Here is a 19,529-nt window from a genome sequence, read left to right on the forward strand (position 1 = left end):
GAAAGGAGAACGTCATGGTAGATCGGGACCTTGGTTTTGTCGGTTATTTCGACCGGGAATCCTGTGATCTGGATGAATTCAAGGTGCTGACCTCTCAGAACCTCGACGCTGGCGCGGTGTCACATGCCGCGTCGGTCGAGAAGAACGTTCCAATCTACGACATGCAGGCCCTGCGCCCTGCGCTGGAACAGGCGGATCAGCGCAAGGCGCTGTTGGCAGAGTGGGGCCGCGTTCTGGACAAATCCGCGGGTGTGATTGCCCTGAAAGGTGCCTTCGCGGACACGTCCGTGATCGACCGGGCCAGCGATGTCTTCCATCGGATCATCGCAGAAGAACGCCAAAGCGGCGCGGGTGAGGGCGATCACTTTGCCGCATCGGGCGCCAATGACCGGGTCTGGAACGCGCTGCAAAAGCAGTGCCTACGTGACCCTGAAGGCTTTGCGCTTTATTTCGGAAATACGGTCATCTCCGCCGCTTGTGAGGCGTGGTTGGGGCCGAACTATCAGGTCACGGCCCAGATCAATCAGGTACGTCCCGGAGGCAAGGCCCAGCAGGCGCACCGCGATTACCATCTGGGGTTCCAGAGCGCCGACACGGCCGCGCGCTATCCGGCGCACGCCCATCTGGTTACCGCATCTTTGACCTTGCAGGGGGCGGTTGCCCATTGCGACATGCCGATCGAAAGCGGCCCGACCAAGCTGCTGCCGTTCTCGCAGCTTTATCCGCCGGGCTATCTGGCCTTTCATGACGCGGCGCATCGGGCGCATTTCGAACAAAACTGTATTCAGTTGCCTTTGGAAAAAGGGGATGCGGTGTTCTTCAACCCGGCCCTGTTTCATGCCGCAGGGGAAAACAGCAGCGCGGATATTCACCGGATGGCGAACCTGCTGCAGATTTCATCCGCCTTTGGCCGCGCGATGGAGGCGATTGACCGGCGTTCCATGTCTCAGGCTGTGTTTCCGGCGCTGATTGCACTGAGACAACGCGGTGAACTCAGCACGGCAGAGTTGGATGCAGCTATTGCCGCAACGGCCGAGGGTTATCCGTTTCCAACCAATCTGGACACCGACCCACCCATCGGTGGCAACGCGCCCGAAAGTCAGGCCGACATCCTGCGCCGGGCTGTGTCTGAGGGATGGACCGAAGCGCAACTGTCCGAGGCCTACGCAGCCCTGCAAACAAGGCAAGCTGCCTGAATTCAAGACACTGGCGGGCCGTCAAGGCCCGCCCAATAAGGAGAAAACACATGGCAGACCTGCTGAAAAAGCCGTTCGGAACCCGGGGCAAGGTGCACGATATCACGCCCGCAAGTGCCGGGTGGCGCTATGTCGGTTTCGGGCTTTACCATCTGAAAGCGGGCGACCGGGCAGCCGAGGCAACCGGCGACCGCGAGGTCATTCTGGTGATGGTTGAAGGCAAGGCACAGATCAGCGGAGCGGAGCAGGACTGGGGCGTTCTTGGTGACAGGATGAGTGTTTTTGAGAAAACCCCGCCCCATTGCCTCTATCTGCCAAACGGAACCGAGTGGGAGGCTGTGGCCGAAACCGATTGCGTCATCGCCGTATGCTCGGCCCCGGGCAGGGGCGGACATCAGGCCCGCCGCATCGGCCCCGATGGGATTACCCTGACCGAACGGGGCAAGGGTGTGAACACGCGCTACATCAACAACATCGCGATGGAGAATGAAGACTACGCCGACAGCCTGCTGGTGACTGAAGTGTTCACGCCGAACGGGCACTGGTCCAGCTATCCCAGCCACCGCCATGACGAGGATGACTATCCGCGCATCACCTATCTTGAGGAAACCTATTACCACCGCCTGAACCCCGCCAATGGATTTGGCATTCAAAGGGTCTATACCGATGACGGGCAGCTGGATGAGACGATGGCCGTTTCGGATGGCGATGTTGTGACCGTCCCGCGCGGACATCACCCTTGCGGTGCGCCATATGGTTTTGAGATGTATTACCTGAATGTCATGGCCGGCCCGCTGCGAAAGTGGCGCTTTGTTCCGGCCCCCGAAGTTGAATGGATCATGGAGCGGGACGGTTGACCGATAGCTTTGCCAGTTACCCCAGCCTTGCAGGCCAAACCGTCTTCGTCACAGGCGGCGCTGGCGGCATCGGGGCCGAAACCGTGCGGGCCTTTGCCGCACAGGGTGCGAAGGTAGGGTTTCTGGACATCAACGCGGATGCCGGGCTCGCCTTGCTGGCCGATCTGGACGGCGAGCACGCCTTTGCCCAATGCGATCTGCGCGATATCGAAGCCCTGCAGACGGCAATCGGAGAACTGGCCGACGAATTGGGTGCTGCCGATGTACTGGTCAACAATGCCGCCCATGACGACCGCCACGACTGGCGCGAAGTGACGGCCGAGTATTGGGATGAACGTATGGCGATCAACCTGCGCCACATGTTCTTTGCCATTCAGTCTGTTGCTCCGGGCATGATTGCAAAAGGCGGCGGCTCAATCATCAATCTCGGTTCGAATTCCTGGTGGGAGGCCGGGGCCGGTTTCCCCGCCTACGCCACGGCAAAATCCGCCGTTCACGGCCTGACCCGAACCATGGCGCGCGAGCTTGGAGACCACCGGATTCGCATCAACACCGTTGTGCCCGGCTGGATCATGACGGACCGACAGAAAGACCTGTGGGTGACGCCCGAAGCGCTGGCAAAACAGGTTGACCGGCAATGTCTGCCCGACCCCATCGATCCCGTCTACGTGGCCCGCATGGTTCTGTTTCTGGCCTCTGATGATGCCGCGATGTGCAGCGCTGGCAATTTCATGGTCGAAGGCGGCTCGATCTGATCTGCACTTTCTAGGAGAGCTGGCATGTCCCATCCGTTTCAACTTGCGGCCTGCGCCGAGATGCTCTGGCTGGATAAACCTCTGCACTGGCGGGCGGCGCGGCTGAAGGAAATGGGGTTCGGCGTGGGGCTTTGGAGCTGGCCTGATCTGGACCTACCAAAGCTTGAAGCCACCGGCGCGGAATTCACCATCATGGACGGCTATGTGGAAGGACGACTGGCCGATGATGAAGGCGCCGAGATGCTGCTGAAAACCGCACGCGAGTCGGCACAGGTCGGCAAGCGGCTGGGTGTACAACGCCTGAATTTGCACGGAACGGGTCTGGGCGAAAACGGAATACCAATCTGGCAGCATGATGTCGTGACCGGCCAGATGTGGCTGAAAGCGCGCGATACGCTGAACCGCATTTGTGATCTGGCCGAGGAGGAAGGCGTGGTCTTCACGCTGGAAAACCTCAACCAACTGGACCATCCCGGTTGTCCGTTCGGATCGACCGAAGACGTTCTGGCCCTGGTGTCGTCTGTTGACCGCCCTCAGCTGCGCATCAATCTGGATCTCTATCACACGCAAATCGGCGAAGGCGACCTGATCCGCTGGTGCGACAAATGCCTGCCCTGGATCGGTGAGATTCAGGTGGCTGACAATCCCGGCCGATGTGAGCCCGGAACGGGCGAGGTCAACTACGCCTCGGTCGCGCGTGCGCTTTTTGATCTTGAGTATCGGGGGCCGGTGGGCATGGAAGCCTACGCGCTGGAGGATCCCGAAACTGCGCTGGCTGCGTTCCGAGCGGCATTCACGGTCTGACGATTATCGCTGTAGTGGGGCGCCGAATGCGCGGATCACCGTTCGGGCGGCGGCTTCGACCGGATCGTGCGTCTCTTTCAAAATGGTGACACGATCGAACCGGTCGGGGTCGCGGTTGACCGCGTCGCGCAATGCGGCGCCAAAGGCCATGCGCAGCTCGGTTCCGATGTTGAATTTGCAGATCGAGCTGTCACGCGCCAGCCGGCTGCGCTGTTCCACCGGCACACCGGAGCCGCCATGAATCACCAATGGCACGTCTGTCATCGCGTCGATCCGCGCGATGCGGTCCTCGTCCAGACCGCCTTCCTTGTTTTCCTGCAAATGGACATTTCCGACCGAGATCGCCATCGCATCCACACCGCTTTCGCGGGCGAATTTTGCAGCTTCTTCCGGATCGGTTCCGTTTGATCCCTCGCCCCCCGAATAGCCGACAAAACCGATCTCGCCCTCGCAGGAAATCCCTGCCGCATGGGCCATTTCGGCAATCGCCGCCGTTTCATCGATATTTTGCTGCAGTGGCTTGCGCGACCCATCGAACATCAACGAGGTAAAGCCGCTGTCCTGCGCTATTTTGCATTCCTCGAACGTGTAGCCATGGTCCAGATGCGCGACGACAGGAACCGAGGCGTTTTCGGCCAGATGCCGGAACATCTTGCCAAGAATCGGCAACGGCGTGTGCTCGCGGCAGCTGGGGCCCGCCTGCAGGATCACCGGCGCGTTTTCCGCCTCGGCCGCGGCTACATAGGCGCGCATGTCTTCCCACCCCAGCGTGACAAGGCCCCCCACGGCATAGCCCTGTTCATAGGCGGGCCTCAGAACTTCGGAAAGCGTAACAAGGGTCATTTGAATTTCGCGATCATGTCTTTGATGCCTGGAATCGTCTCAATCTGGTAGGCATGTGTCGGCTGGAAATACTGCACCAGCGAGCGCTGGCTGAGGCCGCCGAGGATGGTGAAATAGTACATCTCATACCCCGGCAGTACGCAGCAGGGATGATAGCCGTTGTCGATGCAGATCGTGGATCCGTCGACAATATGATAGGCATCGCCGGGTTCGTTGTCCTCGCGCTGCAGCATTTGCAGGCCAGACCCCCAGTTGGGTTTGAAACGGAAATTGTAGGTCTCGTCATGCCGGGATTCGTCCGGCAAGCGATTGGTGTCGTGTTTGTGGCTGGGGAAACCCGACCATCCGCCCTGACCGACTGTGAACAACTCGCTGACCAACAGGCGACCAACCTTGTCATGCTGTTTCTGGCCGAGGATGTGCTTGATCTTGCGGTGCGTTTTGGTGTCGTCGCTGCCGTATTGCACAAGGTCATGCTGGCGCACATCGAACGGATCCAGAACCTTGTCGTATTTTGCACCCGCAACAAACACCTCGGTCTCGTCCGACACGCAGACCATCTGCGCCTTTGCGCCCACCGGCACATAGACACCTTCCGGCTCGCCGTCCCAGACATCGTCGCCCCGGTTGCCCAACCGGGGGAACTGAACCCCTTCGACATCGACATCGACACTGCCGGTGGCGGGCACGATGCAGGTCTCATAGCCGGGCACCTGATATTCGAACGCCTCGCCCTTCTTCAGCTTGACGATGTTGAAATAGTTCAGCGGAACGGTCGGATCGTCCGCGTCGACGATCGGGTTGTTCCGGTTGTCATAAGGCGCGATATGCATATCAAACTCCTATGAGGTGGGGCCGGGATGCGCGGCCAAAAAAGCGTTCAGTTCCGGCGTCGTCGGCATGGCGGGGGCGCAACCGGGTTGCGACACCACAATCGAGGCACAGGCCGAGCCACGCATCACGGCATCTTCCAGCGAATACCCCGCCGCAATTGAGGCCAGCAGACCGGCCATGAAACTGTCGCCGGCGCCGACGGGCTTGATCGCATCGACAGGGTAGATTCCGGTCGTGATCTCCTGACCGTCAGCAAGGGTCACGGCACCTTTTTCGCCCATCTTGTAAATCACGACGCGGCCCGGTTTTGCGGCCAGTTCACGGGCCTTGGCAAACCCCTTGTCGATGCCACCCGCCATGAACCCGAATTCTTCGTCATTGCCCACGATCAGGTCGCTCGCTTCGCCTGCCCGGGACAGAACGTCGGCGGCAACCTCGGGCGAAGGCCAGCTATAGGGGCGATAGTCGATGTCGAAAATCACCGGCAGACCTGCGTTGCGCGCGTTCTCGAAGGCGCGGAACGTGGCGCTGCGTGAGGGTTCCGAAGCAAATACCGTTCCGGCAGAAAGGACGGCTGAGAAGGCGCCGTAGTCGACCTTGTCCACATCCTCTTCCGTGACCTGGAAATCGACCGCGCCGTTGCGATAAATCACGTTCTGGAAGTTCTCGGTCGTGCTTTCATAGATCGCCATGGACATGCGGTATTCACCGCCGACCACGCGGATGTAGGATGTATCCACGCCGTAGTGCCGCAACCGGTTCAGGCAAAACCGCGCAACGGCGTCGTCCGAAACCGACGTGACCAGCGATGCCCGGCTGCCCAGCTTGACCAGACCGGCACATATGTTGGCGGACGAGCCACCCAGATCGGCGTGGAAGGTATCGGCATCCTCGCTTTTGACACCGATCGGGGTCGCGAACAAATCCATGCCTGCGCGCCCGAAAACGGCAAACCGGTTTCCTTTGATACCATCTATCAAAGCGCTCAATTCATGTCCTCCGGCAAAATGGGGTCGGCAAAGTTTGGACCTTGCGTTGAATCGATTCACACGATACTGATTTTGCAACCGGTTGCAAATGATATGTTCGGAGCCGTGACAGATGCCTGAAATCGGAATTGGAATTGTTGGTGGCGGCTATATGGGCAAGGCCCATTCCGTTGCCATGGCGGCGGTGGGCGCGGTGTTCAACACCGCGTTGCGTCCGCGTCTCGAGATGATCTGTGCCTCTAGCCTCGAAAGCGCAGAACGGTATCGGACGGCCTATGGATTCAAGCGCGCGACCGGTGATTGGCGGGCGCTGGTCAACGATCCGGAGGTCGAGGCCGTGGTCATCGCCTCGCCGCAGGAAACCCACCGCCAGATTGCCGAGGCGGCCTTTGCCCTGGGCAAGCCGGTACTGTGCGAAAAACCTCTGGGCGCATCGATGGAGGATGGCGAGGCAATGGTTGCCGCAGCCGAAGCGGCCGGTGTCGCGAACATGGTCGGGTTCAACTATGTCCGCACGCCCGCGACTCAATTTGCACGGAAACTGATTGCTGACGGAGAATTGGGTGATGTCACCTGGTTCCGGGGCGAACATACCGAGGACTTTTATGCCGATCCCGACGCTCCGGCCACGTGGCGCACGACGGGCATGGCCAACGGAACCATTGGCGATCTTGCGCCCCATATGGTCAATGGCGCGCTTGCCTTGATGGGACCGATTGCCGAGGTGATGGCCGAGGTTGAAACCGTCCACGAAAACCGCCCAGGCGGCAAAGTCACCAATGACGACCATGCCCAGATCATGTGCCGGTTCGCAAATGGCGCGATGGGCAATATCTATGTCAGCCGCATCTCAACCGGGCGTAAGATGGGCTACGCATATGAGATTTCGGGCACCAAGGGCGCGCTTCGGTTCGATCAGGAAGACCAAAACGCCCTTTGGTTCTATCGCCGCGAAGGTTCCGAGGCGCATCGCGGATTTACCAAAATCCTGACAGGCCCCGCGCACCCCGACTATGAACCCTTTTGTCAGGGCCCGGGTCACGGCACTGGTTATCAGGACCAGATCATCATCGAGGCCAAGGACTTCCTGCAGGCCATCGACACTGGCGAGCCGATCTGGCCAACTTTCCGCGACGGGCATGAGGTCAACCGCGTGCTGGCGGCTGCACTGGCATCGTCGGAGCAGCGGCAATGGACAGAGATCCGCGATTTCTGATCGCAAAAACACCAAATTTCTACAGAGAGAAAAAACCATGGCAAAGCTGAAATGGGGCATGATTGGCGGTGGCGAAGGCAGCCAGATCGGACCCGCGCACCGTCTGGGCGCTTTGGCGGACGGGCAGTTTGAATTTGCGGCAGGTGCGCTGGATCACCGCCCCGATGTGGGCCGCGAATATGCGCAGCGACTGGGCATTGCTGCCGATCGCGCCTATGGCGGCTGGCAGGACATGCTGGCGGGCGAAAAGGAGCGCCCCGACCGCATCGATCTGGTGACGATCGCCACCCCGAATGCGACGCATTTCGAGATCGCGAAAGCCTTTCTTGAGGCCGGGTTCAACGTGCTGTGCGAAAAGCCCATGACCATGACCGTCGAAGAAGGCGAAGAGATCGTCCGCATAGCGCAGGCGTCGGGCAAGATCTGCGCCGTGAACTATTGTTATTCCGCCTATCCTATGGTGCGCCAAGCCCGCGCCATGGTGCGGGCGGGCGAGATCGGCAATGTGCGGCTGGTGGTGACCAATTTCAGCCACGGACATCACGGCGACGCCACGGATGCCGACAACCCCCGTGTGCGCTGGCGTTATGACCCGGCGATGGCTGGCGTTTCGGGCCAGTTCGCTGATTGCGGCATTCACGCCCTGCACATGGCCAGCTTCATCTGCGACGACGAGGTCGAAAAGCTCTCGGCCGATCTGGCCTCGACCATTACGAGCCGCGTGCTTGAAGACGATGCGATGATCAATTTCCGCACCCGGAAAGGCACGGTTGGACGGCTCTGGACATCGTCCGTGGCCATCGGGCGTCAGCACGGGTTCGACATTCAGGTTTTTGGCGAAACCGGTGGGTTGCGCTGGACCTCGGAACAGCCCAACCAGCTGATTTATACACCCGTGGGCGGCAGAACCCAGATCATCGAAAAAGGCGAGGGCGGTCTGCATGAAGAGACTCAGCGTCTGTCACGCGTTGCCATCGCCCACCCCGAAGGTTTCCCACTGGCTGTGGCCAACATCTATTGCGATCTGGCCGATGCCATCCGGGGTGAGCTGCGCGACGGTCTGCCTACGCCGTCGGACGGCGTCCGCTCGATCGCGGCGGTTCATGCCGCGGTCGCTTCGTCGAAAGAAGATGGCGTCTGGAAAGACGCCCGTCCGCCGATGTTCCGCTGATTATGAGCGGGGCCGCAACGTGCCCCGCTCAATCACCCGGCAGGGGAAGATACGTGCTTCGGGATACCGGGCGGGGTCCTTCAACATCTCCTCGACAAGATCGACGGACGAGGTGATGATCTGCTTGATCGGTTGGTGAATGGTCGTCAGATTCACGCTTTCCCAGCGCGACATTTCCATATCGTTCAGACCGATGATGCCGATATCGATGCCCGGTTTCAGCCCGTGATCCGACAGGGCGGACAACGCCCCGATCGAAAGGATGTCATCGCCGCAGAAATACCCATCAGCCGGAGCCCCTTCCAGGAGTCGCAGCATCTCGGCGCGCCCGGCTTCAAACGAATAGTTGTCGGCGAAAGAATGGGACACTTCCAGGTCGTTGTATTTTTCGACTTCTTCCATAAACCCGCGATACCGGTCCATGGCCGAAGTCGCATCCCTTGGGCCACCCAGATATCCGACACGCTTGTAGCCGCGTGCCATCAACTCACGCGCGGCCATGCGCCCGCATTCCACGTTGTCGATCCCCACGACGTGAACTTCGGGCGAGGTGGCAGACCGACCGAACGTGTGCACAACGGGGACGCCTGCGTCGTGAAACGCCTTGGCAAAGCTCGGCGGCAGAGTGGACGAAGCGACAATCACCGCATCAACCGAATACTGCCGCAGCATCCTGACCGAATTCGCGGGCTCCGTTTCGTCCGTCAGATTGACAATCAGCGGGCGCAGCCCGCGTTCCTGCAGGGCGCGGGTGAACTGGTCGAACACCTCAAGGAAAATCGGGTTGTGAAAGTTGTTGGAAATCAGCCCGATCAGCTTGGTCCGCCCTGTCGTCAGAGAGGATGCAAGCGCGTTGGGGCTGTACCCCAGTTCCTGCGCGGCTTTTTCTACCTTGCTGCGGGTCTTGGCCGAAACCGACGCGCCCTCGGTAAACGTGCGCGAGACCGCCGAGCGCGAGACGCCGGCAAGGGCTGCAACATCTTTGAGCGTGACACTCATGATTTGTGTCTGTGGATTGGGGGGAGGCTAGGAAGCAATTTCATAGTAGCACTATGCACCTTTGCACGAAACTTGCAATCGGTTGCAATGCGGCGGTTGCAATGGCGCAGATGAAGGGGTCAACCCCTTGAAGCAGGCGGCGTGTCATGCCCAAAAAACGCATAAGTCTGGCGCGCCCTCAAGCTGATCGTATGTCAGCCGTCCAGCACCGCGTCCGCAGCCGTTTTGAGAGCAAATGAGATTATGGGCTGCGATACATTGTGCAGCCTGACCTCTCCCAGGGGAACGGCGTTCGAACAGGCGGGTTCAATGTCCTTTGACACGACGATCCTGTGGTTTGCCGACTTCCCGTATTCACCAAGCCGGGCCGCTATATTGGCGGCCTGACCGATGACGGTGAAATCCAGCCGCTCGCGAGAGCCGACATTGCCATACGTCACCCGGCCATAGGCCAACCCGATCGAGCAGTCGCAATGCGCATCCGAGCCCTCCCCGCGCAGGGTGGCCAGTTTTTCCACGATCCCGATGGCCGAACGCTGCGCATTGGTGCGGGCGGCGGCGGCATCGTCGCCTGCCGGAAACACCGCAAGAACCGCGTCACCGATGAATTTCAGAACCTCGCCACCGTTTTCGTGCACGATCCCCGAAACCGTTTCGAAGAAATCGTTGAGCAGGTTGATATAGGCTGATCGGCCCAGATTCTCTTCAAGGCTGGTCGAATTGCGAAGGTCGCAGAACATGATGGCGGCATCGATTTCGTCGCCGTCGCCGCGTCGGATCTCGCCGCCCAGAACCCGTGCGCCCGTGCGTTTGCCGACATAGGTTTCCAGCAGAACCTGCGCGTTTTCGCGCTGCATGAACACCTCGTAAAACCGCGCGATTACGGCTGAGCATTCAAAGACCAGCCCAAGGTTTTCGGTGGTGAACCCATCCGGGTGATCGCAGGTCAGGGTCAGCACATTGGTGCGCCCGTCCGAAAAGCGCAGCGGCATGGCAACATAATCGGTGGCGCCTTTTGCGCGCAGGTCTTCCATGATCGGAAAGCTGTTATGGGGGTTATCGTCGTTCAGCCGCTGACGTACCCCGCCCAGCCCGTTTGAGACGTGGCGCAACGGGCTGTTGATATAGGCGGGGTGATCGTGAATTTCATAGGTCGGGACGTTGGTCGAAATCTCGGCCGCGCCCTTTTCCCAGATGTAGTGTTTTCCCGCGATCAGCGGGTGCAGGGACCAGGCCAGAATGCTGAGGCGCTGAATGTGAATACCATGGTCCAGCATCTTTTCCGCAAGGGCTTTGGTAAAGGCTTCGGGTGTTTCGTTCTCTGATGCGCCGCGCATCAGCCAATCGATCAGAGGGCCGCTGATGTTGCCATCCTGCGGTTCGCGAAGCGTGTTTTCCCCTAGATCCAGATCGGTATACGCATTGCGCATGAACCCGATGTGACCTTGTATGGCGGCGCTTTCGGGCAGGGCATCCTCATACGCCCAGACGGAGTTTCCCAGGCGCTCGCCGGCCAGAATCACATCATGATAGGTCGCGGTTCCTTTGAACGGGCAGAAGGTCTGCAATTCGGTTTCATCGCTCAGATCAACACATACATCCTCGCGGGGTATGTAGATCATCGGCGCAAGGCGTGTTTCATACATGACCTTGGCGTTTGCGCTTTCCGCCAGAAGGATCTGATCGCGGTATATCGCAATCCGCCCCTTCAGCCGTTCGACCGAGATTCCATATCCTTTGGTTTCAGGTTTGGCGTGGATGTTCATCATCAACCTCCGCTGGCGCAGGTCTTTATAGGATGGGCCTTCACCGCCGGTTTTCCAAGGGCGTTAACGATGATTTGCAGAATTGTGCGCGGCAATGCTTGCGGATCAGACCATCTGAATGACGTCTTTTTCGATCGAAAGCATATAGCCCTTTTTGGCAATATTCTTGACCAGCAATTCGCTGACCATCTGATTGCCCAATGCATCACGCAGCCGCTTGATCCGGGTGGCACCGGCGGCCTCGTCGCAGTCGGCGGCATCCCTGCCCGAAATCATCGCTTCGATCTGAGCGCCGGACAGAACCTCGTCATCAAGCCGGGACTCGGCCAGAACCGACAGGGTTTCCATCGCCGCCGGGGTCAGTTTGAAATCCATGTTGTTGAGATAGACGGTGTTTTCCTCGCGGCTGATCAGCAGCGACGTCACCTGAATGCCGGTCCGTTCGATCTGCGCCATGCGCCGGTTCAGCAGAACGAGCATCACCAGAAACACCAGGGCCGAGATCAGCATCGCGCTGGCAAAGACCAAAAGGACAAAGATCACCATCCGGTAGCTGGACAGCGTGTCGGCAAATGCCGTGCCGGATTGGGCCAGAATCTCCAACAGGCGAATCTCGGTTTGCGAAGTCAGGTCGGACTCGATGAACAGGCGTTCGACACGGGCGTTGAAGGCGTTTGCATCTGGCAGGGTCCAGAACAGGAAGACGGCTGCCGTAATCAGAATCAGGACAATCGCGGCAATGCCCGCGCCAACTAGCCGCGCACCGGATCGCCGGGCCTCAGAAACGGAGAAAGAATTTTCCGGCATTTGCCTTCCTTTGATCCAATCCTTCGGGTCCGAATACGGATATGACGTTCAACAAGGTCCAGCCCGAAGCGCCGAGGCGTTGGGCGACCTCGGATTTGGCCTGTCCCTTGTCGCAGGCTGCAACCTGCATGACGCCATAATGCAGCCGCAGGGGGTTGTCCTGTTTGGCCTTGTAATCCGCATAACACTGGGCCGCCGCCGCAGTGGGTCCCAGCGATATCAGGGCCCCGAAGGCCAGAGAAGAGAGGATCTGTTTCATAGGCCGCATCCTGCGCATGAGGTGGCCGGAAATTCAATATCTCAAGGGGTTTGCGACGCTGATATCGGATAACAACCGCCCGTTATTGTTTGTCCGGCATGGTCGGCCCCAGGTTCTGGTCATCAAGTTCCCGGCCGTGAGCAGGCCGCCCGCAAAAAGACAAAGGACAGGCATAATGCACAGGAAATTCATTGCGCTGATCATTGCGACCGCCATCACGATAACCGGCATTTCCGTGTCACAGGCGCGCGCAGCCGACACCAGGGATCTGCTGGGCGGATTGGCGGCGCTGGCCCTGATTGGGGCAGGTGTTCACTACTACAACAAGGAAAGGCGCGCGGATCAGGCAACACGGCAGCACGCGCCGGTCTACCAGCCCCCTGTCGTCGATCACTACCCGGTGCGCCCGCGGCCGCAGCGGCTGGCACGATATGACCTGCCGCAGCGGTGCCTGCGCACCTTCAAGTCGTATTCGAACAAGCGCCCCCTGCTGACGCCGAAATGCCTCGGCAAGCATTACCGATATTCCGATAGCCTGCCCCGCCAGTGCGAAGTTGGTTTCTGGGATGGCAAAAAGGTCAAGCGGGCATACGAACCCGCATGCCTGCGCCAGCAAGGATACCGTGTGGTTCACCAGTAACGGGTTTCGAGCAGGAGCGGCGCCACAGAAGCGCCGTGCAGGAGAGGGTGGCGCAGGCTGCCCTCTCTTTTTTCTTGCGGTATTGGCCGAAAAGCGCTTTGCCGGAAGTATGACACAACCGAATTTCGATCTGGAACAGGCGCTTCTGGCGCGGGGGCATATCAGGGTTGCCGGCGTTGACGAAGTCGGGCGCGGCCCGCTGGCCGGACCTGTGGTTGCCGCTGCGGTCATCCTGAACCCCGATGATATCCCCGAAGGTCTGAACGATTCCAAAAAACTGACCGCAAAGCGCCGCCAAGCGCTGGACGTTGCGCTGCGCGAACGGGCCGAAATCGCGTTGGGCGAGGCTTCGGTGCCGGAAATAGATGAACTCAACATATTGCGTGCCTCGCATCTGGCCATGACGCGCGCGGTTCAGGCTTTGGACCCGGCCCCGGATTTTCTGCTGATCGACGGCAACATGATTCCGCGCGGGCTGAAACTGCCGTCCCAGGCGGTGGTCAAGGGGGACGCCCGATCGCTGTCGATTGCGGCGGCCTCGATCATCGCGAAAAACTGGCGCGATCGGGTGATGGTGGATTTGGCGCAACAGCATCCCGGCTATGGGTGGGAGGCAAACGCCGGATATCCGACAAAACAGCACCGCGACGCGCTGCAAAATCTTGGTGTCACCCCACATCATAGACGTTCGTTTAAACCGGTCCACAATATCTTGTATCAAGAGTAAATCGTAAGTCGCTGATTCAAAAAAGAAATTGACGGCGAATCGTCTTTGACTCATCCTTGTCTCAACCAAATGAGCGCAAAAGCGCCGTGGAACCGAGGCAGTGAAATGACCACAATCAAGACAAAGGGCGCGGCGGCGCTCCCTATTAACACGATTCTATCCGGCGACTGCATCGATGTGATGAACAGTCTGCCTGAGGCGTCGGTAGACCTGATCTTTGCAGACCCGCCATATAACCTGCAACTGAAAGGCCAGCTTCACCGCCCTGACAACAGCCAGGTAGATGCCGTCGACGATCACTGGGATCAGTTTTCCAGTTTTGGTGCCTACGACCAGTTCACGCGGGACTGGCTGAAGGCGGCGCATCGCCTGCTGAAGCCGAATGGCGCGATCTGGGTGATCGGCTCTTACCACAACATCTTCCGCGTGGGATCCGCCCTTCAGGATGCCGGGTACTGGATTCTGAATGACGTCGTGTGGCGCAAATCCAACCCGATGCCGAATTTCCGGGGCAAGCGGTTCACCAACGCACACGAGACGATGATCTGGGCATCCAAGCGCGAAGGCGCGAAATACACGTTCAACTACGAAGCTCTGAAGGCCCTGAACGAAGGCGTGCAGATGCGCAGTGACTGGGTGCTGCCGATCTGCACCGGGCACGAGCGTCTGAAGGATGAAAACGGCGACAAGGCGCATCCGACGCAAAAGCCGGAATCGCTGCTGCACCGCGTTCTGATCGGCTCGACCAATCCCGGCGATGTCATTCTGGACCCGTTCTTTGGCACCGGCACGACCGGAGCTGTCGCCAAGATGCTGGGCCGCGAGTTCATCGGGATCGAGCGCGAAGAAAGCTATCGCAAGGTTGCCGAGAAACGCATTGCCAAAGTGCGCAAGTTTGACCGTGAAGCGCTGGAGGTCAGCGCCAGCAAACGCGCCGAGCCGCGTGTGCCGTTCGGCCAGCTGGTCGAACGCGGTATGCTGCGCCCGGGCGAGGAGCTGTATTCGATGAACCAGCGCCACAAGGCCAAGGTTCGTGCGGACGGAACGCTGGTGGGCCAGAACGTCAAAGGCTCGATTCATCAGGTCGGTGCACATCTGGAAAATGCGCCGTCCTGCAACGGCTGGACCTACTGGTGCTTCAAGCGCGACGGCAAGACGGTGCCGATCGACGTGCTGCGCCAGCAGATTCGGGCCGAGATGCACAACTGAATTTACCAATACCGCCGGTGCCTGTGGCCTGACACAAGGCACTAAGCCTTGCCCCGCCGTTTTCGGCGGGGTCTTTTGTTTTGCGCCGCACGATGCTTGGATGGCAACAATTCCGGTTTCCAGCCGTGCAACAACGGAGCAGCAACCATGACGGACACCACGGCCAGCACATCCCGATTTGACCGATTTTTCTTCACGAAACCGGACAGTTACGATCTGGACAACAAGTATACTCTGGCAGCGATGGAACAGCACAAGCGCGAGGGGCTGGAACTGGCTGTACGCGCGCGGTGGATCGCGATGGGATTGACGGGAGTTCTGCTGATCTTTCTGAACCCGCACCCTGAGGTTTTGTACTACCATTTCATTCTGCTGCTGATCTGCGCAAATGGCTGGCTGATCCGGCGTGCTGGACGAGTGGGGCAATCGCGAATCGAACTGCTGCTGATCTTTGTTGATCTGATGATTATGACCCTGGGGATGATCATCCCAAACCCGTTCAGCGACGATGTCCGACCATTGGCCATGCAGTACCGGTTCGATAACTTCCAGTATTTCTTCATTATTCTGGCTGCGGGTACGCTTGCCTATTCCTGGCGTACCGTTGTTGCGCTGGGCACCTGGACGGCGGCCATGTGGACAGTCGGCTGGATCATCGCCTGGTGGGTGGCAACGCCCATTCCAGGCATCAGCGAGCGGGTGGCAGAAGCCCTGAAAGGGTATCCGGATGTGGCCGAACTGCTTGATCCCAACAGCTTCATGGTGTCGCAGCGCGTACAGGAGGTGATTGTCTTTCTGATGGTCGCAGTGACCCTTGGCGTATCCATGCGGCGTCTCAACCGGCTGCTGCTGAGCAACGCGGGGCTTGTGCGCGAGCGGGCCAATCTGTCGCGGTATTTCTCGCCAAATGTGGTCGACGAGTTGAGCCAGAATGACGAACCGCTCAAGCAAATCCGTAAGGAAAACATCGCTGTCCTGTTCATCGACATTGTCGGGTTCACCAAGTTTGCGGCCGGTCGTGATCCTTACGAGGTGATCGAGGTTCTGCGCGGGTTTCACGCACGCATGGAGACCGAGGTGTTTCGGCATCACGGAACGCTGGACAAGTACCTTGGGGACGGGTTGATGGCCACGTTTGGTACCCCGGTGCCCACATCATTGGACGCTAGCAACGCGGTGGCCTGCGCCCGCGACATGGTGGGTGTGATTGATAGATGGAATCTGGAACGGCGGCGCGCAGGTGAGCCCGAGATCCATGTGGGGATCGGCGTTCACTATGGTTCGGTGGTGTTGGGAGATATTGGGGCCAACAGGCTGGAATTCGCGGTGATCGGAGACGCAGTCAATGTGGCGGCGAAACTTGAGGCGACGACCCGAACCCTGGGCGCGCGGGTTGTCCTGAGTGACGCAGTGTTCAGGCAGGCGAAGCAGGAAAACCAGCTCTCATCTCTGGATGGGTTCACAAAACGGGAAAACCAGGCCGTGCCCGGTGTTGAGACGCCCGTGGATGTCTGGGTACTTTGAGCAGCAAGCGCTCCCGCCGATTTATCCTGCATCGCAGATGCAATCTAAATCGTTGGGCCGGGCAGCACGCCGAGGCGTGCTGCGGTCAGGCTTTGGGCATCGGGTTCTGCGCCTTGTTGTAGGGCCCCCAGTCCGTGATATCGGGGTAATATTGACGCCGCCATGCGCGAACCCGCGGGTTCATCACTTGCCGCCAGAAAGGCGGGATCATCGCGGCAATGGTCATGACCGGATAGCCGTGTGGCAGTTGGGGGGCGGTGTCCTCGGAATGGTGTTGCAGAAGTGGGAAGCGGCGGTTCGGCTTGTAATGATGGTCCGAATGGCGTTGCAGGTTGATCAGCAGCCAGTTCGATGCCTTTTGCGACGCGTTCCACGAATGGTGCGGGTGGACGTGTTCGTATTTTCCGTCGCCCAGATGTTTCCGGGTCAGACCGTAATGTTCCACGTAGTTCACCAGTTCAAGCTGCCAGACCGCGACTCCGGCCTGCAGCAGGAACAGGCCCAGTCCGGACCAACCGCCCAGTGCAACCGCCAGCAGCAGCATCCCTCCTTGCAGGGCCCAATACCGCCAGAACGGATTTGACCGATCGGTCCAGGGCCGGTCCTTGCGGCCGAGTTTGGCCTTTTCCGCACGGAACGCCGAGACAAGACATTCGCGCAGGACACGGGGATAAAACCGGTGAAATCCTTCGTTGTAACGCGCCGTGACCGGATCGCGCGGCGTGCCCACGTAGCGGTGATGCACCAGCAGATGTTCAGAGCGGAAGTGGGAATACAGAACCATGGACAGCAGGATGTCTCCCAGCCAGCGCTCAAGCCTGCCTTTCTGATGCATCAGTTCATGGCTGTAATTGATCCCGATTGTGCCCGAGAGTACACCCATGCCGAAGAAAAGGCCGATCTTCGCAGCCACGCTCAGGTGGTCCGTGTGCGTGGCGTACCAGATCAGGCCGAACAATGTCAGGAACTGCAGCGGGACCCAGATTTTAGTCAGCCAGATATACCAGCCAAGCATGGAATCGGGCGTATCCGGGTCGCCATTTTCAAGCTCCATCCCCGTCAAACGGTCGAGCAGGGCAAAGGTCCACCATGTCGACAACGGAACCAGCAGAACCCATGCGCCGCCCAGAACGGCCGTTACCCAGATCACGGGGATCAGAAGGATAGAAAGCCAAAAGGGCAGGGCCGATTGCCAGCGTGACAGGGTGTCTTGTGCGATCATGGTCGGGCTCCGCAAGTGTGGCCCGACACTAGCCGGGCATTGAGCTGTGATTCAACGGCTCAATGGTCGCGCCACAGATCGTAAGCCTTGCGCATGACGGTCGGCAGGTCACCGGGTCGGAACGCGTGTTTTTCAATGATGGTCAAGCCCGCCGGGGCCGAGTTTTCAGGCAGGGGCGCCGCCCAGATGCGCAGCACCAGATGGAAATGGGTGAACGTGTGGCGCACTTCCGCTGGCAGGACCTGCCAGTTTCCCGCAAAAGGTGGCGATTCGATCGGCGTGTCGGACCAGTCCGAACCTGGCCAGCCCAGCATCCCCCCCAGCAATCCCTTGTCCGGTCGGCGTTCCAGCAGCATCGCACCATCCCCGCGCTGGGCAATATAGACATGCCCGTATCGTGTGGGTTTCGGCATTTTGGCCGTCTTCCGGGGCAATTCCGCCTGCGTGCCCGCTAGGCGGGACTGGCAGGGCGCGCGCAGGGGGCAAATGCCACAGGCCGGAGATTTCGGGGTGCAGATAGTCGCGCCAAGATCCATGACCGCCTGAGCATGATCGCCGGGCCGTTCCACCGGGGTCAGGCCCGCCGCCTTGTCCTTCAACTGTGGCTTCGAACCGGGCAGGGGATCGTGAATGTCGTAAAGCCGGGACATGACCCGTTCGACGTTGCCGTCCAGAACCGTTTCAGGGCGGTCGAAGGCGATGGAAGAAATGGCGGCAGCGGTATAGGGACCGATACCCGGCAGTTTCAACAGGTCGTCATATGTGTTGGGGAACTGGCCTGCATGCACATCAGTCACGATGCGCGCGCATTTCAGCAGGTTGCGGGCGCGGGCATAGTAACCCAGACCGGCCCATTCCCCCATGACCTGATCGTCAGGCGCCGCTGCCAAGGCGTCAACGGTCGGCCAGCGCGCGGTGAAGCGCAGGAAATAGTCCCGCACGGCGGCAACGGTGGTCTGCTGCAACATCACCTCGGACAGCCAGACATGGTATGGGTCGGGGCGGACCCCGGCAGCCCGCTCCGCGGGGCCGACACGCCACGGCATTTTACGTGCATGACGGTCGTACCAGTCCAGCAACGCCGTGCTGACGTTAAATTCAGTGATGTCACGCAACTTTTATGCCTCTCCGCGTCGGGTTTCGCTGGCGCCCGTTGTTCTGCCCATTACAATAGCCGCGCAGGAGTTGGAAACCAGATGCGACCGAGACGTTCGACCACCCGCGGGTTCAAACGGACCGCAACATTGCTGAACAATCAGATCCGTCAGGCCGGTGAAAGCCGGGGGTTTGCCGTATCGCGTCTACTGACCCACTGGGCCGAGATCGTGGGGCAGGACATTGCGGCCATCGCGCGGCCAGTCAAGGTTGGGTATGGCAAAGGGGGGATAGGGGCGACGCTGACCCTGCTGACCACCGGCCCGCAGGCACCGATGCTGGAAATGCAGAAAGAACAGCTGCGCGGCAAGGTGAATGCGGTTTATGGCTATAACGCGATCAGTCGCGTGCACATCACGCAGACCGCTCCGACAGGATTTGCCGAGGGGCAGGCCAGTTTCGACCACAAGCCGAAGCCGGCGAAACCCGAAATCAAACCCGAAATCGCTGCCGAGGCAGACAAAGTGTCGCGTGACGTAAACGATGGTGATTTGCGCGCGGCTCTTGAACGCCTGGGCCGCAACGTTTTATCCAGACAAAAACGCTGAGAAAGGGC

The 19,529-nt window shown here is 59.6% G+C and carries 20 protein-coding genes; 11 read left to right on the forward strand and 9 right to left on the reverse strand.

The features are described from left to right. Positions 1–14: 14 nt before the first annotated feature. From ACR0MI_RS08000 to ACR0MI_RS08015, 4 genes are read left to right on the forward strand one after another with little or no spacing between them, the layout of a single operon-like run. The gene (locus ACR0MI_RS08000) at positions 15–1,196 is read left to right on the forward strand and encodes a phytanoyl-CoA dioxygenase family protein (RefSeq protein WP_170614207.1); all 1,182 of its coding nucleotides are present in this window, start codon (positions 15–17) and stop codon (positions 1,194–1,196) included. A 50-nt stretch (positions 1,197–1,246) separates the two neighbouring features. Further along, positions 1,247–2,053 (forward strand): 5-deoxy-glucuronate isomerase, encoded by an 807-nt coding sequence (iolB, locus tag ACR0MI_RS08005; RefSeq protein ID WP_170614208.1) that lies wholly within the window; start codon positions 1,247–1,249, stop codon positions 2,051–2,053. Beyond that, positions 2,029–2,808: an SDR family oxidoreductase gene (locus ACR0MI_RS08010; protein ID WP_170619283.1), complete on the forward strand. Its 780-nt coding sequence runs from the start codon at positions 2,029–2,031 to the stop codon at positions 2,806–2,808. The genes iolB and ACR0MI_RS08010 overlap by 25 nt, the downstream gene beginning before the upstream one ends. A gap of 24 nt (positions 2,809–2,832) precedes the next feature. After that, positions 2,833–3,612, forward strand: a complete 780-nt coding sequence (locus tag ACR0MI_RS08015) for a TIM barrel protein (protein ID WP_170614210.1) — start codon at positions 2,833–2,835, stop codon at positions 3,610–3,612. A gap of 3 nt (positions 3,613–3,615) precedes the next feature. Here ACR0MI_RS08015 and ACR0MI_RS08020 read toward each other — a convergent pair whose 3' ends face one another. The 3 genes from ACR0MI_RS08020 to iolC are packed head-to-tail and all read right to left on the reverse strand — an operon-like array spanning position 3,616 to position 6,278. Further along, on the reverse strand, positions 3,616–4,455 hold the full coding sequence (locus tag ACR0MI_RS08020; protein ID WP_170614211.1) for a class II fructose-bisphosphate aldolase: 840 nt from the start codon (positions 4,453–4,455) through the stop codon (positions 3,616–3,618). Continuing rightward, positions 4,452–5,288 (reverse strand): 5-deoxy-glucuronate isomerase, encoded by an 837-nt coding sequence (locus ACR0MI_RS08025; protein WP_170614212.1) that lies wholly within the window; start codon positions 5,286–5,288, stop codon positions 4,452–4,454. Before ACR0MI_RS08025 ends, ACR0MI_RS08020 begins: the two co-directional genes overlap by 4 nt. A 9-nt stretch (positions 5,289–5,297) precedes the next feature. Next, positions 5,298–6,278, reverse strand: a complete 981-nt coding sequence (gene iolC, locus ACR0MI_RS08030; protein WP_170614213.1) for a 5-dehydro-2-deoxygluconokinase — start codon at positions 6,276–6,278, stop codon at positions 5,298–5,300. Between the two features lie 112 nt (positions 6,279–6,390). On the opposite strand from iolC, the gene ACR0MI_RS08035 reads away from it, so the two are divergent. Both ACR0MI_RS08035 and ACR0MI_RS08040 read left to right on the forward strand, forming a co-directional pair. Further along, complete coding sequence (locus ACR0MI_RS08035) at positions 6,391–7,494, forward strand: Gfo/Idh/MocA family protein (RefSeq protein ID WP_170614214.1); 1,104 nt, start codon at positions 6,391–6,393, stop codon at positions 7,492–7,494. A 37-nt stretch (positions 7,495–7,531) separates the two neighbouring features. After that, positions 7,532–8,665: a Gfo/Idh/MocA family protein gene (locus ACR0MI_RS08040; protein WP_170614215.1), complete on the forward strand. Its 1,134-nt coding sequence runs from the start codon at positions 7,532–7,534 to the stop codon at positions 8,663–8,665. Here ACR0MI_RS08040 and ACR0MI_RS08045 read toward each other — a convergent pair whose 3' ends face one another. From ACR0MI_RS08045 to ACR0MI_RS08060, 4 genes are all read right to left on the reverse strand, one after another. Beyond that, complete coding sequence (locus ACR0MI_RS08045) at positions 8,666–9,664, reverse strand: LacI family DNA-binding transcriptional regulator (RefSeq protein WP_170614216.1); 999 nt, start codon at positions 9,662–9,664, stop codon at positions 8,666–8,668. It abuts the gene before it with no gap. 194 nt (positions 9,665–9,858) lie between these two features. Further along, positions 9,859–11,430 carry a DUF427 domain-containing protein gene (locus ACR0MI_RS08050; protein WP_170816963.1) on the reverse strand — a complete coding sequence of 524 codons (1,572 nt, stop codon included), beginning with the start codon at positions 11,428–11,430 and terminating at the stop codon, positions 9,859–9,861. A 105-nt stretch (positions 11,431–11,535) separates the two neighbouring features. After that, positions 11,536–12,237, reverse strand: coding sequence for a helix-turn-helix domain-containing protein (locus ACR0MI_RS08055; RefSeq protein WP_170614218.1), 702 nt, complete (start codon positions 12,235–12,237; stop codon positions 11,536–11,538). Next, positions 12,209–12,496: a hypothetical protein gene (locus tag ACR0MI_RS08060; RefSeq protein ID WP_170614219.1), complete on the reverse strand. Its 288-nt coding sequence runs from the start codon at positions 12,494–12,496 to the stop codon at positions 12,209–12,211. The genes ACR0MI_RS08055 and ACR0MI_RS08060 overlap by 29 nt, the downstream gene beginning before the upstream one ends. A gap of 175 nt (positions 12,497–12,671) precedes the next feature. Here ACR0MI_RS08060 and ACR0MI_RS08065 point away from each other — a divergent pair, with 175 nt between their 5' ends. The 4 genes from ACR0MI_RS08065 (at position 12,672) to ACR0MI_RS08080 (ending at position 16,596) form a co-directional block, all read left to right on the forward strand. Continuing rightward, the gene (locus ACR0MI_RS08065; protein ID WP_170807289.1) at positions 12,672–13,136 is read left to right on the forward strand and encodes a hypothetical protein; all 465 of its coding nucleotides are present in this window, start codon (positions 12,672–12,674) and stop codon (positions 13,134–13,136) included. A gap of 109 nt (positions 13,137–13,245) precedes the next feature. Next, a complete protein-coding gene (locus ACR0MI_RS08070; RefSeq protein ID WP_170614221.1) occupies positions 13,246–13,863 on the forward strand; it encodes a ribonuclease HII in 618 nt (205 codons plus the stop codon). A gap of 105 nt (positions 13,864–13,968) precedes the next feature. Next, on the forward strand, positions 13,969–15,072 hold the full coding sequence (locus ACR0MI_RS08075; RefSeq protein WP_170614222.1) for a site-specific DNA-methyltransferase: 1,104 nt from the start codon (positions 13,969–13,971) through the stop codon (positions 15,070–15,072). Positions 15,073–15,219: 147 nt separating this feature from the next. Then, on the forward strand, positions 15,220–16,596 hold the full coding sequence (locus tag ACR0MI_RS08080) for an adenylate/guanylate cyclase domain-containing protein (RefSeq protein WP_170614223.1): 1,377 nt from the start codon (positions 15,220–15,222) through the stop codon (positions 16,594–16,596). Between the two features lie 85 nt (positions 16,597–16,681). On the opposite strand, the gene ACR0MI_RS08085 is transcribed toward ACR0MI_RS08080, so the two are convergent. Together ACR0MI_RS08085 and mutY are read right to left on the reverse strand one after the other, a co-directional pair. Continuing rightward, positions 16,682–17,818, reverse strand: coding sequence for an alkane 1-monooxygenase (locus ACR0MI_RS08085; protein WP_170614224.1), 1,137 nt, complete (start codon positions 17,816–17,818; stop codon positions 16,682–16,684). Positions 17,819–17,877: 59 nt separating this feature from the next. Further along, on the reverse strand, positions 17,878–18,933 hold the full coding sequence (gene mutY / locus ACR0MI_RS08090; RefSeq protein ID WP_170614225.1) for an A/G-specific adenine glycosylase: 1,056 nt from the start codon (positions 18,931–18,933) through the stop codon (positions 17,878–17,880). Positions 18,934–19,014: 81 nt separating this feature from the next. Here mutY and ACR0MI_RS08095 point away from each other — a divergent pair, with 81 nt between their 5' ends. Beyond that, positions 19,015–19,521 carry a DciA family protein gene (locus ACR0MI_RS08095; protein WP_170614226.1) on the forward strand — a complete coding sequence of 169 codons (507 nt, stop codon included), beginning with the start codon at positions 19,015–19,017 and terminating at the stop codon, positions 19,519–19,521. The last annotated feature ends 8 nt before the right edge of the window (positions 19,522–19,529 follow it).

The sequence above is a fragment of the Ruegeria sp. D4 genome, assembly GCF_056534475.1.